The sequence below is a fragment of the Shewanella sp. 10N.286.54.B9 genome (assembly GCF_041468565.1).
In the GTDB taxonomy this organism is placed as follows: domain Bacteria; phylum Pseudomonadota; class Gammaproteobacteria; order Enterobacterales; family Shewanellaceae; genus Shewanella.
Genome location: NZ_JBFRIY010000043.1, coordinates 1 through 16,970, shown reverse-complemented (window position 1 = coordinate 16,970; position 16,970 = coordinate 1). Strand labels below are relative to the sequence as shown.

Sequence of the window (16,970 nt, the reverse complement as noted above, 5' to 3'; positions counted from 1 at the left end):
CCACTGCAAACCGCTGGCGTACCGCACATCAAGGTGAAACCACTGCAAACCGCTGGCGTACCGCACATCAAGGTGAAACCACTGCAAACCGCTGGCGTACCGCACATCAAGGTGAAACCACTGCAAACCGCTGGCGTACCGCACATCAAAGTTCTTAACCAAGCTGCGGCATAAAGGAGAATAAATTATGTTTGATTCAATTATGCAAATTCTAGGTCTCGCAAAACCAGCTCGTAAGAAAGTTAAGCTACCTGAAGGGCTAAATCACCTAGAAGTTATCCCTGCCAAAGGTTGGTGGAACTAAGTATCAGCTGAAATTTATGACGGGTAATACAAACAAAAAAAGGAGCTAAGCTCCTTTTTTTGTTTGTATCCATTACAGCTGTTCACATGTTAATGAATGTGCCCTGTTTACCCATCGCTTTACGATAAGCCAATTGCTTATGCGAATTAAGCAGCGGATAGGCAGCCGGGCCAAACAACGCGCCAGCGAATGCCCAGCGTTTTACTGGTAAACCAGCATTAAACGCTGCCTGTCCAAGTAAAAAACTAGATAAAACTAAAAATAAAACAATTGGCAATACCACTTACCTAAACCTCACATCAAATAAGTCAGCGTCCATACCTTAAAACCATTCAAGCTGGGCATTATATCCTCTCTAACACCTAAAAGAGAGTGTTTTTTAGTCAATTTATTGCCGCTTAATATAAAAAATGCGGCTATATGTAGCCGCATTGTTAATTTTTTGACACTTTTGAGGTTATTTAAGCATTACTTGAAGAAGTAGCTCTGCTCATTAACCATCTGCTTTAGTAATTCTGCAGGCGCGAAGCGGTCACCAAACTGAGATTGATATCCACTTAAGATCTCCACCAATTTAGCAGGGCCGAGCGTGTCAATGTAATGGAATGGACCACCTAAGAAAGGTGGGAAGCCAATCCCAAATATGGCACCAATATCACCATCTCGAGCCGAGGCAATTATGCCCTCTTCTAAACATCTCACCGCTTCATTAAGCATTTGAACTACACAGCGTTGAGCAAGCTCACTCGCATCACTATTTTGCCCCGGAGTTAACCCAAGTACTGTGTATACACTGCTGTCGACTTCTTTTGCTTTTTTCTTACTACCATATTGATAGAAACCCTTACCGTTTTTACGTCCTTTACGGTCATCAGCTAACAACTTATCAAATGCTGATGGCGCCTTGAAGCGCTCACCAAGTTCAGCTTCCAAAATAGGTGAAATTTTAGCGCCAACATCAATACCGACTTCATCAAGCAGTGTCATTGGTCCGACTGGGAAACCAAATTTTACCAAGGCTTTATCTAAATGTTCTACGCTCTGCCCTTCTAGCAACAGTTGAGCAGCTTCATTCATGTACAGAGCCAGAATACGGTTTACGTAAAAACCTGCGCCATCTTGAACCACAATAGGTGTTTTACCCTGTTTGCGTGCGAACGCAACCGTTGTGGCAATCGTCTCGGCAGAGGTTTTTTCATGGGCAATAACTTCAACCAACGGCATCTTTTCTACTGGCGAGAAATAATGCAAGCCAATAACGTTCTCAGGACGAGCTGCCGCTTCAGCAATTTGTGATATTGGCAGTGATGAAGTATTTGAAGCGAAAATGGTGTTTTCACCACATTCTCGTTCTACATCTTTAACCATTTGATGTTTAAGGGATAGATCCTCAAATACTGCCTCAACGACGATATCAGCATCTTTAATCCCTTTATATTCTGTCGTAGTGGTCATCAATGCCATCAAGTTATCACGCACAGCGGGTGTCATATGGCGGCGCTTAACACCTTTATCCAGCAACTTGTATGCGTAAGATAGCGCGTTACTTAAACCTGTCTCACTAATGTCTTTAACCCGAGCCGGAATTTTTGCTTTAGTAGTCGTTACAGAAGCAATACCGCCTCCCATCAAACCACCACCTAAGATCATCGCTTTTTTGACTTTACGAGGTTCGACATCACCAGCGCCAGTCTCTTTTTTCATTTCAGTCGTGGCAAAGAAAATACTTCTCAAAGCTTCAGATTCTTTCGACATAACTAGATCAGAGAAGTGACTTGCTTCCACTTCTAAACCTTTAATCATGCCTTTAGTCATACCTTGACGAACACAATCGATGATCTTGGCTGGAGCAGGATAATTGCCCTGGGTTTTCTTAGCGACTTGTTTACCAGCTTGATCAAAAATAATATTTCGGCCTGCACTGCTGCCTTCAAGCATTTTGTTGATAAATGTCTGCTTTTTCTTTTTGGCTGGGCGTTTGCCGGCCAACGCCATTTCAATCGCAGTGCGTATTAATATCGACTCAGGCACCGCATCATCGACTAAGCCCATTTTTACGGCTTGTTTAGGTCTGATCTGCTTACCCGTTAGCATCATATCTAATGCCGTTGTAATGCCGACCAAACGCGGTAAACGCTGAGTACCACCACCGCCAGGCAGTAAACCTAGTTGTACTTCTGGTACACCCATCATTGTTTTGCTATTTAAGCTACAAACTCGCTGATGACATGCGAGTGCCAACTCTAACCCACCGCCCAAACAAGCGCCATTTATCGCAGCAATGACTGGAATCGATAAGTTTTCTAGCTCATTAAAAACCACGTGTCCTTGCTGTGATAACAACTTAGCATCCACAGCGGTCTCACAAGCATCTAGCATTGATATATCGGCACCAGCAACGAAAGAGTCTTTCTTGCCAGACACCAACACTAAACCTTTGATACTGCTGTCTTGCTTAATTTCAGCAAGCATCTCACTAATCTCAGGGCCAAACTCACTGCGCAACGTGTTCATCGTCTCGCCAGGTACATCCATGGTCAAAATGGCAATACCATCTTCACGGCGAGCTAAATTAAATGTCTTTTCCATTTCAATTACTCCACTTCAACTATCATTGCTGCGCCTAAACCACCCGCTGCACATGCAGTCGCTAGACCCGTTCCACCGCCACGGCGCTTAAGCTCATGACACACTTGAGTGATCAGTCGTGTACCTGTTGCAGCAAAAGGATGTCCATAAGCAAGTGAGCCGCCTAATACATTAAATTTGCTCATATCGATCTCACCAATCGCGCGGTTACGACCAAGTTTCTCTTCGGCAAATTTCTTCGAACCAAACATCTGCATATTGGCTAATGTTTGTGCCGCAAACGCTTCATGCATTTCAATAAGCGTCAGATCTTCTAATTCCATACCCGCGCGCTTAAGTGCCATTGGCGTAGCATAGGAAGGTCCCATTAGCATATCTTGCCACACATCTATGGCAGTAAACGCATAACTCTTAATATAGCCAATTGGGGTATAACCTAGCGCTTTAGCACGGCCTTCACTCATTAACAATACCGCAGATGCACCGTCGGTTAACGGAGTACTGTTTGCCGCTGTAACCGAACCATGTTTGCGGTCAAACGCTGGTCGAAGTTTTGCGTAGGATTCAAGCTTAGAGTTCTCACGGATATTATTATCACGATCGATAAATGCTTTATACGGTGGTACATGAGCGGCCATCACTTCTTCGGCAAGCTTGCCAGCGTTCCATGTTTCAGTCGCTAACGTATGAGAGCGATGAGCCAATGCATCTTGGTCTGCACGACTAATGTTGTAAGTTTTTGCCATCTGCTCTGCCGTTTGCCCCATTGACAAACCAGTTGAATACTCGGCAACAGCAGGCGGCACAGGCAATAGATCTTTTAAACCTAAACGGCGGAAAATTGATAACTTCTGGCCAAAGCTACGTGCTTTATTGAGATCAACCAGCGCATGTGCAAGCTTTTTAGAGACGCCAATTGGTAATACTGAAGATGAATCAGAGCCCCCTGCGATACCGATTTCCATATTACCGGTCAAGATTGACTCTGCAACATTCACTGTTGATTGGAAGCTGGTTGCACAGGCGCGAGTGACACTATAGGCATCAGTACTGATATCCATGCCAGTACCCAAAACAATCTCACGCGCTATATTGGGTGCCGCAGGCATTTGTACAACTTGACCATATACAAGCTGTTCAATCAGTTTAGGGTCCAGTTCTGAACGTGAAATTAGTTCATTAACGACCATTTTGCCCATATCTAACGCAGATACGCCATGAAATGCGGTCGCTTGTTTAGCAAATGGCGTTCTTAATCCCGATACAATCGCGATTCGTTCGCCTCTAGCGTTAGTTAATTGCTGTCTTTCACTCATTTTTCGCCCTCTTGTTCTGCGTCGCTAACCCTTGAAGTTGCTCGCTTTTTTATATCCCTGAGAAACCTGCAAAATAACCAACAAACAGGTCTGACCATTAAAGTGTGATCTGATTCTAACTTTTAAATGAAAAATTTTAAACACTTGTTTGTTTTTTAACACTAGCCAAAACCCAATTGAATTATTTACCATAGAGGTTGTCCATAGTCTCTATACATAATAAATTGAGTACCATCATGCCTTTGAGTCGATTTCATGCACTACGCGAATACTTAAATACCGTTATTCTCGGACAACCGACATTAACTGAGAATTTACTGATAGCGCTCATCGCCGATGGACACTTACTGGTAGAAGGGCCTCCAGGCCTTGCTAAGACTCGTGCAGTTAAAGCTTTGTGTGACGGTGTCGAAGGCGACTTTCACCGAATTCAGTTTACCCCTGACTTATTGCCTGCGGATTTAACGGGCACAGATATTTATCGTGCTCAAACTGCTACCTTCGAGTTTGAAGCTGGCCCGATATTTCATAATCTAATACTGGCAGATGAAATTAACCGAGCCCCAGCAAAGGTTCAGTCTGCTCTGCTTGAAGCAATGGCAGAAAACCAAGTGACAGTTGGCAAGAATAGCTACCCACTGCCAGAGTTATTTTTGGTGATGGCAACGCAGAACCCACTAGAGAATGAAGGGACTTACCCGCTTCCAGAAGCACAGTTAGATCGCTTTTTGATGCACCTTAATCTTGACTACCCAAGTGCAGAAACAGAATTTGAAATTTTACGTTTGTCGCGTAACGAAGCATTAAAGCAAGAAATCCCGACCATGACGCCGATTATTCAAGGTGATATTTTTGCTGCCAGAGAGCAAGCATTACAGATCTACCTCGCAGAACCACTTGAAAAATATATCGTCGACATTGTAATGGCAACACGTCAGCCCGCTGCCTATAGCGCCGAACTTGCAAGTTGGCTTGAATATGGTGTTAGCCCACGCGCAACCATTTCGCTTGAGCGCTGTGCCAGAGCTCGCGCTTATCTATATGAGCGCGACTTTGTGTCACCAGAGGATATTCAAGCGGTTGCGCCCAATGTATTACGCCATAGATTACTGCTTAGCTATCAAGCACAAGCGGACGGCATATCAGCAGATGATGTGATTAACCATATTCTTTCTCAGGTTGCGGTACCTTAATGCTCAATTCAGATCTGCCTCTTTTCGCTGATGGCATCAACATCACTGAAAAAGAGCTACTCGCATGCCAAAACATAGCACGAGCCTTACCAGAAAAAAGGGCTAAGGCTAAAGCTAATTTGGCCGGACATCGCTCAAGTGCAATCAAAGGCCGCGGGATGGAGTTTGCTGAAGTTCGGCATTACCAAAGTGGTGATGACGTGCGCACAATTGATTGGCGCGTAACGGCTAGAACCGGCAAAGCCCACACCAAGCTGTTTGTCGAGGAACGAGAACGGCCAATTATTATCTTGTTGGATCTGAGCCATAGCTTGTACTTTGGCTCCAGCTTGTTATTACAAGCTGTGCAAGCCGCTCATGTTGCGACCACGCTGGGCTGGAACGCGATATTACACGGCGACAGGATCGGCGCTATCATCGCCACTGAGCAGGAACATATTGAGCTCAAACCTCGCAGTCGTCAGCAAGGAATATTGCAATTAGTTTCAGCGATTAAGCAACTTCATCAGCGTCAACTTACCTCGCTGTTGGAACAAGAGCCAGATCCCGAGCACATGCTAAATGCCTGTAAGCGATTAAGGCGTATTGCCAAGCCAGGGTCACTAATCTGGATAGTCTCAGATGGAGGCCACTTTAGTCCCGCATGTTTAGCCATGTTGTCAGATCTAAAACGCCACTGTGATATGGGCGCTTTTTTAATTACCGACCCGTTGCGGGAAGGTAATCTTGCATTGCCAAAACACTTTCAACTACCAGTTAAAGACGGCGGAAAAGAACGCATTATCGACAGACACAGTTATGAGCAATGGTTACAAAGTCAACAAAAAATCAAAGCGAAATTCACCAATATGATGCAAAAGATAAACGTTGAAACTCGCTTTATTGATGCAGGTAAACGCCTCAACCAACAGCTCGGAGCATTCAGATAGATGGCGCTACAAACACCTGCAGCAAATCCGGCCTTAGCATCGCTGCAAGATATTCAGACTCCAGTTGAAATTGGTCTATGGCCAATTGCCTATGGCTATTGGATCCTCATCGTCATCGCGCTTATGTCATCGATTGCGATATTTGTCTACTTGAGTAAACGCCGACAACACAACGCTGCCAAACGAGCGGCGTTAGTCGAGCTCGCTGAACTCGACCTTAATGCCGCTAATTATATTGTTAACGTCAGTGCAGTGTTAAAGCGCGCGGCAATGAGCTATTGCGAACGCGATTTAGTGGCGAGTTTATCAGGCAGCGCGTGGCATGATTGGCTTAGCCAACAAGTTAAACAACCGGCGACTGAGTTGTGTGAATTACTCAGTCTTAGCTACCAGCGACAACCATTAACCGAGTCACAAGCTATCGCTTTAAAACAGTACGCCGAGCAGTGGCTAAAAAATGCATTACCTCTGTCAACCACTAAAACGACTTCTATTAATCTGTCTCAAGTGGAGGTTAAATAATGTTGACCTTAGCACTCCCTTGGTTACTACTGCTGTTACCCCTGCCACTATTACTGAGAAAAAAACAGCAACAGCAGCAGGCTAAATTAGGTGGCCACCTTTACCTTCCCGGTAGCGATATTGAAGCACAAAGCATACCGAATAAAGTTCAGAGTTCATCAACTAAGGGCTATTGGCTGGTGTGGGTACTATTAGTCTTAGCAGTAGCAAGACCATTATGGATGGGAGAGCCGATAGAGTTGCCTAGCAAAGGGCGAGATCTAATGCTATCGGTAGACTTATCAGGCAGCATGCAGATTGAAGATATGGTCATTGACGGCAAAGTCACCGACAGGTTTACCCTCATTCAACATGTGATAAGCCAATTTATCGAGCGCCGAAAAGGCGATCGCATCGGCCTTATCTTATTTGCAGATCATGCTTATTTACAGTCTCCCCTCACCCAAGATCGACGTACAGTCGCTCAGTACTTAAACGAGGCCGAGATAGGTTTGGTAGGCAGGCAAACCGCAATAGGCGAAGCTATTGCGCTCGGTGTTAAACGCTTTGACCAAGTAGAAAACAGTAATAGAGTGCTTATTTTACTGACTGATGGCTCTAACAACGCAGGCTCCATATCACCAGAACAAGCAACCGATATTGCAGCCAAAAGAGGGATCACCATATACACCGTCGGTGTTGGCGCAGAAGTCATGGAGCGTCGTACTCTTTTTGGCAAAGAACGAGTTAATCCTTCAATGGATTTAGATGAGACCCAGCTTAAACAGATAGCAGAGAAAACGGGTGGTAGCTATTTCCGCGCCCGCAATACCGAAGAGCTTGAGCGCATCTATCAAGAGATCGACAAACTAGAACCAATTAGTCGAGAGCAACTCAGTTACCGACCACAATCAGAACTGTTTTATTGGCCACTAGGCTTAGCGTTATTGCTCACTATATTTAAAAGCCTTGGACAGCTATCTGTTTTTAGCAACAAGTCCAACCAGCCATCGAGAGGCCGTTAAGCATGCATTTTATACGCCCTGAATGGCTATTAGCGCTCATCCCACTGGCTATATTGTTAATATTTATTAAAAAGAATCACGGTGCTAGTTCCAGTTGGGATCAATATATAGCCCCTCACTTAGCAAGCATATTGCTTAGTCGCACTGATAAAAAACGTAGCCATAATATTGCATACCTTGCAATGGCATGGTGTATCGCTGTTGTTGCTCTTTCTGGCCCCGCGATTGAAAAAACGGCGCTGCCAGTTTACGAGTCAGCACAAGGTCGAGTCATGGTGATGGATATGTCCCTGTCTATGTATGCCAATGACCTTTCACCTAACCGGTTGACGCAATCAAAGTACCGAGCAACAGATCTACTCGGATCGATTGCAGAAGGTGAAACTGGACTTGTCGCTTACGCAGGTGATGCATTTACTATTAGCCCGCTAACTCGAGATAACGCCACGCTATTAAACCTACTCCCAACGTTAACCCCGAGCATCATGCCAACAAAAGGCTCTAATATAGCAGCCGCACTTGAGCATGCTAAATCTCTATTAAGTCAGAGCGGGCATATTAGTGGTGATGTGATTTTATTTACCGATGGGATTTCCCCTTCCCAACTCAGTGCCGCTCAATCAGTGTTAGAAGGCAGTGGCTATCGGTTAGGAATTCTAGCATTCGGCAGTGAACAAGGCGCACCAATTAAGCTGCCTGACGGCCAACTGCTACGTGATAATGCTAACCAAGTGGTTGTCGCAAAGACTGATTTTGGATTATTAAACAAACTAGCTTCTGCCAGTAATGGTACCGTCATCGCAACACGTGCAGACGGTCAAGATATTACTCAACTTGTCGATTGGCTGGCCACCACTAAAGATACAAAAGCGAGTGATAGACAAGGTGAAGTCTGGCAAGATCTTGGCGGTTATATCGCACTGTTATTGCTGCTGCCAGCCCTTCTCAGTTTCAGGCATGGATTACTTGGTACAGTCGCTTTGCTGATAGTTTTACAACCAACACAACCCGTTTATGCTAACAGTTGGGATGATTTGTGGCAGACTCAAGATCAGCAAGCGGCTAAAGACTACCAAGCCGAGCAATATGAAGCCGCAGCGCAAAAATTCGAGCAAGCTCAGTGGCAGGCAAGTTCTCATTATAAAGCGGGACAATATGATCAAGCACTAACAGGGTTTGAGCAAGACAGCTCTGCCAACGGTCTCTATAACCAAGGCAATGCGCTGATGCAGCTTGGTCAATATGATAAAGCTGAAAAGCGCTATCAAAAAGCTCTTGAGTTAGCACCTGATATGGACGCCGCACAGCAAAACCTTGCATTGGCTAAGCAATTACAACAGCAGCAAGATCCTCAAAGCGAAGGTGACAAGCAGAAAAATTCAGATGAAAAACAAAGCTCAGATGAAAAACAAAACTCAGAGGATCAACAACAAAAGAGTGATGAGCAACAACCTGATGACGGTCAGCAAAGTGATAAAGAATCCGATGATAGCAGTTCAGACTCAGACAGTGGTCAGGAAGAGCAAAAGCAACAACCGTCAGATGATACAAACTCCGGCGAAGATGCTAACGATGAGTCGCAGCAGAGTGGCACGAGTGATGCTGAACAAGATAAGCCTAATAGTAACGAAGCGCCCATGGAAGCCAAAGCGTCTGATGACAAAACCCCTGAAGATGAGTCACAGGAAAATCCACAATCAGCTAATGCTCAACAAACTAATGGAGCTGAAGACTCACAACAGGGCGGTGAACCCGCCTCTATGGTACCCGCAACTCCCTCAGATGAGCCACTACCACCAGAAATGGAAAGAGCTTTAAGAGCAATTGCTGACGATCCACAAGTATTACTGCGTAATAAGATGCAGCTTGAATATCAAAAACGACGCCGCCAAGGCATTAACACCAAGGAAAACCAACAGTGGTAATTCGACATATACTGGTACTCTTTATTCTTGCGATTACGGCTACAGCGCCCGCCTATGCAATTACGAGCTTGCAAGCATCTGTTGATCGAAACCCGGTCATCGAAGGTGAATCGCTCGTATTAACTGTGGTTGCGGATGACGATTTAAATAGTGGCGAGCTCAACACCTCTGCACTGCTTAAAGATTTCATTGTTGGTCGAACGAGTATCAGCCGCAGCAAACAGATAATGAATTTTGATGCTCGAAACGAAACCCGCTGGCAAGTACTGATATCGCCTAAAACTCGTGGCAACATCACAATTCCGGCCTTTCAGATACAAGGAGTCAGCTCAGATCCAATTACCCTTTCAGTGGTGGATAGAAACAGCCAACCGCAGCAGAAACAAGATATTTTTATGCGTGCCAGCTTATCGTCTGAAGAAGCTTACGTCGGGCAAATGCTGACCTATAGAGTTAAGCTTTTTCTTGCTCTTGAACTGCAACGAGGCGTACTGAGTGCCCCTGTGTTACAAGGTGCCCAAATAAAGCAACTTGGTGAAGATAAAGACAGTAATGAAATAATCAATGGCAAACGCTATCGAGTCATAGAGCGGGCCTATTCCATTGTCGCTGACCAACCAGGTGAGCTCACTATCAACGGTGCTAGCTTCTCTGGCGATGTACTGGTGCAAGCCAAGCGCAATGGCGGCATGTTTTCATTCAATGAAAGTAGACCTACGCAAACACAAGCCCCCAAATCAGTGGTACTCATCAATCCCGAACCTGTTGAATACCAAGGCCAATGGTTAGTATCAGACTTAGTGGTACTAAAAGAAGACTGGCCAGAATCACCTGTCGAATATAAAGTCGGCGACCCGATTACTCGAACCTTAACCTTATTGGCCTCCAATGCCGATGAGACCAGCTTGCCAGAATTGCAGCTTTCGATGCCTTCAGCACTTAAATCATACCCTGAAAAGCCGCAGAGAAAGTCGTTTGTTCGTGATAAACAGATGGTTTCGCAACTGACGCAAACAACCGCTATTGTTGCGACAAAAGCAGGAACCTATACGTTACCCGCTATTAAAGTCCCATGGTGGAATCCGCATCTAAAACAACAGCAATATGCAACTTTGCCAGCGCGCACAGTAGTGGTAACAGGTGACGCAACAGAAATAGCTACCCGCCCTGAAATCACTAATACTGCAACCAATACAGCAGCTTATACAGGCGCAGGCTACTGGCCTTGGGTAAGCGCGATACTGGCTATCTTGTGGTTGGTGACATTAATGCTGTGGCTAAATGCTAGAAAGCAACAGCCGCAAAACTCCCAACCAGTAGAAAACGACAAGGTCACACAGCCAGTAAATAGCCGTAAAGCACTTGAAAGCAGCTGCGCAGCGAAAGACCCAACCGCTGTTATTAACGCATTAACAGCTTATTTTGCTGATGTATATGCAAAACCGATGACTCTGCAAGATATTGCCAAGCAATCAACTGAGCTATCAAGCATGGTTATCGCTTTACAACAATCTGCCTATAGCGAACAGAGTACTAAAATCGATTATCCGCTACTGTTAAAACTAGCATTATCAGCAAAAGCGACCAATAAGCAGCAACACACTTCTGCTCTTAGCGCTTTAAACCCAAAACCCTAACGGTTCAGAATTATCTACTGCAAATCATAACAAGACGCTCCTTTGGGAGCGTTTTTTATATAAATGGCTTCTTTATCAGCTAATTTAGACTTTATGTACCTGCAATTGGTATTCGAAGTTGAACAAGGTTAAGCTGTGAAATATTGATCCAGTTAGAAAAAAGTAAAAATGTTTGATAGTTGGCGAAATAAAAAGTCTAGCTCCACGGTCTCTTCAGACATGGTTAGCAAACAAAGACGATACGATAGCCTTGTCAGGGCACTTCATACCGATATATACCGTTATGCCTATTGGCTATGCGGCGATAAACATATCGCTGAAGATATCACTCAAGAAACCTTTCTGCGCGCTTGGCGCTCGCTTGATTCATTGAAAGATGAAAAAGCAGCTAAAGCATGGCTGATCACTATCCTTCGTCGTGAGAATGCACGCCGGTTTGAGCGTAAACAGTTTAATTATTCAGATGTCGAACAGGAATTTATCGAAGATACGTTCTCAGGAAGCACTGAAGAGCATGCAGAACAACACTTATTGCAGAGACAGATTTCAAAGTTGGAACTTGAATATCGTGAACCACTATTACTGCAAGTGATAGGCGGTTTCAGTGGTGAAGAGATAGCTAAAATATTAGATCTCAATCGAAACACCGTAATGACACGTTTATTTAGAGCTAGAAACCAGCTTAAAGATGTACTCGAACAACCGACTATCAGAGGTCAATCCAATGGATGAACTTAAATTTCGCCGCCAAGCTTATGGTGAGCCAAATAACCAAGATCCCGAGTTCCTTCAAGCAGCAATGGAATCGGCTGAAAGAGAAGCTTTTTTAAATGACTTAAAAGGCTTAGATAACAAAATCGAAAATGCGCTTAAGATTGATGTGCCCGATGATCTTGCGGCTAAACTACTACTGCGCCAACAGTTACAGCATCATCATTCTCAGCGCCGTAAAACAGGCTTTGCATTTGCAATGGTCGCCTCAGTAGCATTTTTAGCAGGTATTACTTTTACCTTATTAAGAATGGGACCCGTCGATTTAGGACAGCATGCATTAGCTCATGTTTACCATGAAGATAAAGCACTACACGTTGATCAAAATGTTCAATATCAAGATGTTAATTTTCAGTTAGCGTCTTTAAATAGCAGTAGTAACATGAAGTTCACCCAGCAGCCAGGAAAAGTGTTTTATAGCACTTACTGTGATTTTCAGGGCGTACAGAGTCTGCACCTAGTCATGCAAGGCGAATCAGGCAAAGTTACCCTGTTCATCGTACCTCTAGAAGATAGAATGGTGCTTGACGAAGCTTTTGCTGATAACAAATATAAAGGAATGGGCTTCGAAACGGACAATGCCTACATGTTACTTGTTGGTGAAGGAACTGAAGACCTTAATTACGTGAAGAACGAGATTAAGCAAACATTTATCTAAACCGTTTACAACCAGTGGCGCTATCTTTGCGCTACTGGTTAGATCTCAATCACACTCCCATCAATTATTGAGCTATAGCTCAAATATCTGCTAGCATAGCGCCACAACTAAAAATGATAAAAGCGTAAATATCTCATGACCATAGAATTACCCATTTTAATAACCTTCATTGGCTATCTAGCTTTAATGATGGGGATCGGCCTTTGGGCTTATAAAGCAACGGATTCAGTAGACGATTATATTTTGGGTGGTCGTGGCATGGGGCCAGGCGTCACCGCGTTGAGTGTCGGCGCATCAGATATGTCTGGCTGGCTACTTCTCGGATTACCCGGCGCAGTTTACTTAGGCGGTTTGGGGGAAGCTTGGATAGGATTTGGACTGGTTTTTGGTGCTTGGCTTAACTGGCTCTTTGTCGCTAAAAGATTACGTATTTATACCGAATTTACCGATAACGCCCTTACCTTACCCGATTTCTTTGAAAAACGATTTGAAGATAGCAAAGGCATACTCAAGTTAGTGTCAGCGGTAACTATCTTAGTCTTTTTCACCTTTTACGCATCATCTGGGATGGTAGGTGGCGCTATTCTTTTTGAAAAAGTCTTCGGCCTTGATTACACATTAGCCCTCATCATAGGTTCAACCATTATTGTCGCTTACACCTTTGTTGGCGGATTCTTTGCTGTTAGCTGGACCGACTTTTTCCAAGGTTGTCTAATGTTAGTCGCTCTGTTGATTGTTCCGGTTGCGATCTTTAGCCAGCCTGAAACACAACAAGGGTTTGAAACATTAGATCCTGCAATGCTGTCGCTATTTAGCGAAAACACCACCTTTATCGGTTTAATATCTCTGCTCGCTTGGGGACTAGGTTACTTTGGTCAGCCCCATATTTTATCGCGTTTCATGGCCATTGGCTCTGCCAACGATATTACGGTGTCGCGCCGCATTGCAATGAGCTGGATGGTCGTAGCGCTATTTGGCGCCTTAGCGACCGGCCTTGCTGGAACCCTTTACTTTGCCGCTGAACCATTAGAAAACCCTGAAACGGTATTTATTCACTTAGCACACGCCGCCTTTAATCCTTGGATTGGCGGATTACTGATAGCAGCCATTCTGTCGGCGATTATGAGCACAATTGATTCACAGTTGTTGGTTTGTTCAAGCGTAATAACTGAAGATTTCTATAAGAAATGGTTGCGTCCTCAGGCTGAAAGTAAAGAGCTTATGCTTGTGGGTCGTATTGGCGTGCTCGCCATTGCCGTCATCGCGGGTGTTGTCGCCCTCAACCCGGAAAGCAGCGTACTTGGTCTGGTTAGTTATGCTTGGGCGGGTTTTGGCGCTGCATTTGGTCCTGTGGTATTGATGTCGCTTTTCTGGCGTGATTACAGCCGCAATGGCGCTGTAGCAACAATTGTTGTCGGTGCTGTTACCGTCGTAGTTTGGAAACAACTTAGCGGCGGAATATTTGAGCTGTATGAAATCCTACCAGGCTTCCTATTTGCTACCATCGCAGGCGTGCTAGTCAGCAAGTTACAGGCTCCATCTGATAAAGTAAAAGCACAATTTAGCGAGTTCGAAGCTAAACTTTAATAGTGTAAATTACCCATTTCCCTAATAAAGCGTACATCTGTACGCTTTTTTTTATCTTTTAATTTACATCAACAAAAAATCCAGCGTTACATACTCTTAACCATAAGTTAAACCTTAAATATCTCCCAAACCATTATGCTATATAGCTTCTTTCGCCTTATTCAATCGAAAGAATGATTTTTTAAATATCTAAACGTCTCAATTAACTAATAATTAACAATTTTTTACCTCTGGTCGGAGTTGTTAGCTCGCCCTTACCTACCTAATATGCACTGGTCTAACAAGTGGATCTTGCAGTTAATTTAGAATTAGCACTTATATAAGCAAGACCAAAAATAATAGAGATGATAATAATGAAGTATTTCAACAAGACTCTTATTGCGGTATCAGTTGCTTTAGTCAGTACTCAATCAATGGCTGCAGGTTTCCAACTTAACAGCCAGTCAGCAACAGGTATCGGCCGCGCTTTTGCCGGTGATGCTGTCATTGCTGACAACGCATCAGTACTATCACGTAACCCAGCTGCTATGGCGTTGTTTAATGAAAAGCAATTATCAATGGGCTTAACTTATGCTGACGTACAAGTAGAAGTTAAAGATGTCGCTATGGGTGACGTGCACTTTGGTAGTGTTGATGACGCGGCTGAAGCCAAAATCATCCCTAACTTTTACTATGTCAGCCCAGTCAATGACAAGTTTGCCTACGGCGTTGCCATGTTCAGCAACTTCGGTACAGGTACCGATACCACTGAACTGTCGAATAATATCATTGGCGGCGTTATTCCAGCTCCAATTGATCTGTTAGGTAAAACAGAAGTTACTACTATTAACTTTAACCTAAGTGCCTCTTATCGCTTTAATGACCACTTTAGTGTTGGTGCTGGTGTTGATGTTATTTACGGTGAAGGAACGCTTACACGTGGTGGTGCTACACCAACACTATCAGGTCCTCAGCATACCGATCTTGTTGATGTCGATGCCGATGGCGTCGCATTTGGCGGTATCGTTGGCGCAGTGTATGAAATCAATGAGAACCACCGTATTGGTGCCAGCTACCGCTTTAGCCCTGACTTTAAAGCGAGTGGCGATATTAGCATGACTGACCCACAAGTTGGCCCAGTCATGTTTGATGAAATAAACATTCCAATCCCAGACATTTTCCAAGTTGCTGGTTTTCATCAGCTAACTGAAAAGTTTGCTATGCATTATACTGCACAGCTGACAACATGGGGTGACTTCCATGAGATCAGTGTAACTGATGGTACTTTAGGTGGTATTCCGGTTGCTCCAGAAGCTAGTCTTAAGACTTATGCTTGGGATGACTCTTGGTTATTCAGCGTTGGTGGTACTTACACATTGAATGACAGCTGGACACTGCGTGCAGGTTACATGTTTGACCAAGGCGTAGTCGGCGAAATCAGCTCTATCTCTATCCCTGATTCAGACCGTCAATGGTACACAGCAGGTGCTACATACAACCTATCTAAGCACACCAGCTTAGATTTTGGTATCGCATTTGTTCGCGGTGAAGAGACTGATCTTATTGAGAACAGTGCGATTCTGGGACCAATCAATGCGACTACAATATCAAACGCAACATACTACTCTATGCAGTACAACTACAGATTCTAAAGTAGTTGAGATGGTATAAACTGAAAGCCGCATTGTATGCGGCTTTTTTATTGCCTCAATGAACTGCTTTTAATTTTACCAATTCCATAATCCTTGCTAACGTTAAGCTTCTTCATACTCATCCTGCCCAAATTTACAATTTAGGTATATTCATATAGACGGAACTTTCAGTTATGACTAAAAATAATGCTGTTGCAGCCTTCATTCTTGGCAGTTTACTCTGCTTAGGCATGGTGCTTCTTGGTAATACCGTAGGCGATAAGCTTATCAAAATGAAATCAATGGAGCGCACCGTAACCGTTAAAGGCTTAGCTGAAAAAGAGGTGCGAGCCAATATAGCCATCTGGCCAATCAGGTTTACCGAAGTTGATAACGATCTCGATAGTCTCTATCAAAATGTACAAACTAAAACGGAGATAGTTGCTGCCTTTTTAAAACAGCAAGGTTTTGATGAGTCAGAGATAACCATCTCCCTTCCTGCTATCGATGACCGTTTAGCCCAAGGGTATTCAGACCCTAATGTGAAATATCGTTATTCAGCTCGAGTCTCATTATCACTCTATACCGATAAAATTGATCTTTTACTTTCCGCCCGCACTAAAATGCTGTCGCTTGCTAAAGAAGGCATTGCAATTTCAGATCAAGACTACAGCAGTAAAGCGCAGTTTCTGTTTACTAAGCTTAATGATGTTAAACCTGAGATGATCCAATCAGCGACACAGAATGCGCGTCAAGTCGCAGAGAAATTTGCTAAAGATTCAGACTCCAAATTAGGCAAGATCAAAAGAGCAGCGCAAGGCCAATTTAGTATCAACGACCGTGATAGCAACACTCCCTACATAAAGAAGGTACGTATCGTGTCGACCTTGACTTACTACCTCAACGATTAGGGGCTGTTGATCTT

Annotated in this window: 14 protein-coding genes; 11 read left to right on the top strand and 3 right to left on the bottom strand. The window is 44.1% G+C overall.

All coding sequences use genetic code 11. From position 1 onward, the window contains the following. Nucleotides 1–386 precede the first annotated feature (386 nt). The 3 genes from AB4135_RS15870 to fadI all read right to left on the bottom strand — a co-directional run bounded on the left by AB4135_RS15870 (nt 387) and on the right by fadI (nt 4,209). The gene (locus AB4135_RS15870; RefSeq protein ID WP_371994380.1) at nt 387–587 is read right to left on the bottom strand and encodes a hypothetical protein; all 201 of its coding nucleotides are present in this window, start codon (nt 585–587) and stop codon (nt 387–389) included. Between the two features lie 185 nt (nt 588–772). Then, the gene (gene fadJ, locus AB4135_RS15865; RefSeq protein WP_371994378.1) at nt 773–2,893 is read right to left on the bottom strand and encodes a fatty acid oxidation complex subunit alpha FadJ; all 2,121 of its coding nucleotides are present in this window, start codon (nt 2,891–2,893) and stop codon (nt 773–775) included. A 5-nt stretch (nt 2,894–2,898) separates the two neighbouring features. Next, complete coding sequence (gene fadI, locus AB4135_RS15860) at nt 2,899–4,209, bottom strand: acetyl-CoA C-acyltransferase FadI (protein ID WP_371994376.1); 1,311 nt, start codon at nt 4,207–4,209, stop codon at nt 2,899–2,901. A gap of 236 nt (nt 4,210–4,445) precedes the next feature. Here fadI and AB4135_RS15855 point away from each other — a divergent pair, with 236 nt between their 5' ends. The 11 genes from AB4135_RS15855 to AB4135_RS15805 all read left to right on the top strand — a co-directional run bounded on the left by AB4135_RS15855 (nt 4,446) and on the right by AB4135_RS15805 (nt 16,956). Further along, nucleotides 4,446–5,402 (top strand): AAA family ATPase, encoded by a 957-nt coding sequence (locus AB4135_RS15855; RefSeq protein ID WP_371994375.1) that lies wholly within the window; start codon nt 4,446–4,448, stop codon nt 5,400–5,402. Then, nucleotides 5,402–6,331 (top strand): DUF58 domain-containing protein, encoded by a 930-nt coding sequence (locus AB4135_RS15850; RefSeq protein ID WP_371994374.1) that lies wholly within the window; start codon nt 5,402–5,404, stop codon nt 6,329–6,331. The genes AB4135_RS15855 and AB4135_RS15850 overlap by 1 nt, the downstream gene beginning before the upstream one ends. Continuing rightward, nucleotides 6,332–6,853 (top strand): DUF4381 domain-containing protein, encoded by a 522-nt coding sequence (locus tag AB4135_RS15845; RefSeq protein ID WP_371994373.1) that lies wholly within the window; start codon nt 6,332–6,334, stop codon nt 6,851–6,853. It abuts the gene before it with no gap. Next, on the top strand, nt 6,853–7,857 hold the full coding sequence (locus AB4135_RS15840; protein ID WP_371994372.1) for a VWA domain-containing protein: 1,005 nt from the start codon (nt 6,853–6,855) through the stop codon (nt 7,855–7,857). Before AB4135_RS15845 ends, AB4135_RS15840 begins: the two co-directional genes overlap by 1 nt. Before the next feature lie 2 nt (nt 7,858–7,859). Continuing rightward, nucleotides 7,860–9,782, top strand: a complete 1,923-nt coding sequence (locus AB4135_RS15835) for a VWA domain-containing protein (RefSeq protein ID WP_371994371.1) — start codon at nt 7,860–7,862, stop codon at nt 9,780–9,782. Beyond that, nucleotides 9,776–11,419 (top strand): BatD family protein, encoded by a 1,644-nt coding sequence (locus AB4135_RS15830; RefSeq protein ID WP_371994370.1) that lies wholly within the window; start codon nt 9,776–9,778, stop codon nt 11,417–11,419. The genes AB4135_RS15835 and AB4135_RS15830 overlap by 7 nt, the downstream gene beginning before the upstream one ends. A 168-nt stretch (nt 11,420–11,587) precedes the next feature. Further along, nucleotides 11,588–12,151: a sigma-70 family RNA polymerase sigma factor gene (locus AB4135_RS15825; RefSeq protein WP_371994369.1), complete on the top strand. Its 564-nt coding sequence runs from the start codon at nt 11,588–11,590 to the stop codon at nt 12,149–12,151. Then, nucleotides 12,144–12,848 (top strand): DUF3379 domain-containing protein, encoded by a 705-nt coding sequence (locus tag AB4135_RS15820; protein WP_371994367.1) that lies wholly within the window; start codon nt 12,144–12,146, stop codon nt 12,846–12,848. The genes AB4135_RS15825 and AB4135_RS15820 overlap by 8 nt, the downstream gene beginning before the upstream one ends. Before the next feature lie 135 nt (nt 12,849–12,983). After that, the gene (putP, locus tag AB4135_RS15815) at nt 12,984–14,435 is read left to right on the top strand and encodes a sodium/proline symporter PutP (protein ID WP_371994365.1); all 1,452 of its coding nucleotides are present in this window, start codon (nt 12,984–12,986) and stop codon (nt 14,433–14,435) included. A gap of 353 nt (nt 14,436–14,788) precedes the next feature. After that, nucleotides 14,789–16,066 carry an OmpP1/FadL family transporter gene (locus tag AB4135_RS15810; RefSeq protein WP_371994363.1) on the top strand — a complete coding sequence of 426 codons (1,278 nt, stop codon included), beginning with the start codon at nt 14,789–14,791 and terminating at the stop codon, nt 16,064–16,066. 173 nt (nt 16,067–16,239) lie between these two features. After that, nucleotides 16,240–16,956: an SIMPL domain-containing protein gene (locus tag AB4135_RS15805; protein WP_371994361.1), complete on the top strand. Its 717-nt coding sequence runs from the start codon at nt 16,240–16,242 to the stop codon at nt 16,954–16,956. Nucleotides 16,957–16,970 lie beyond the last annotated feature (14 nt).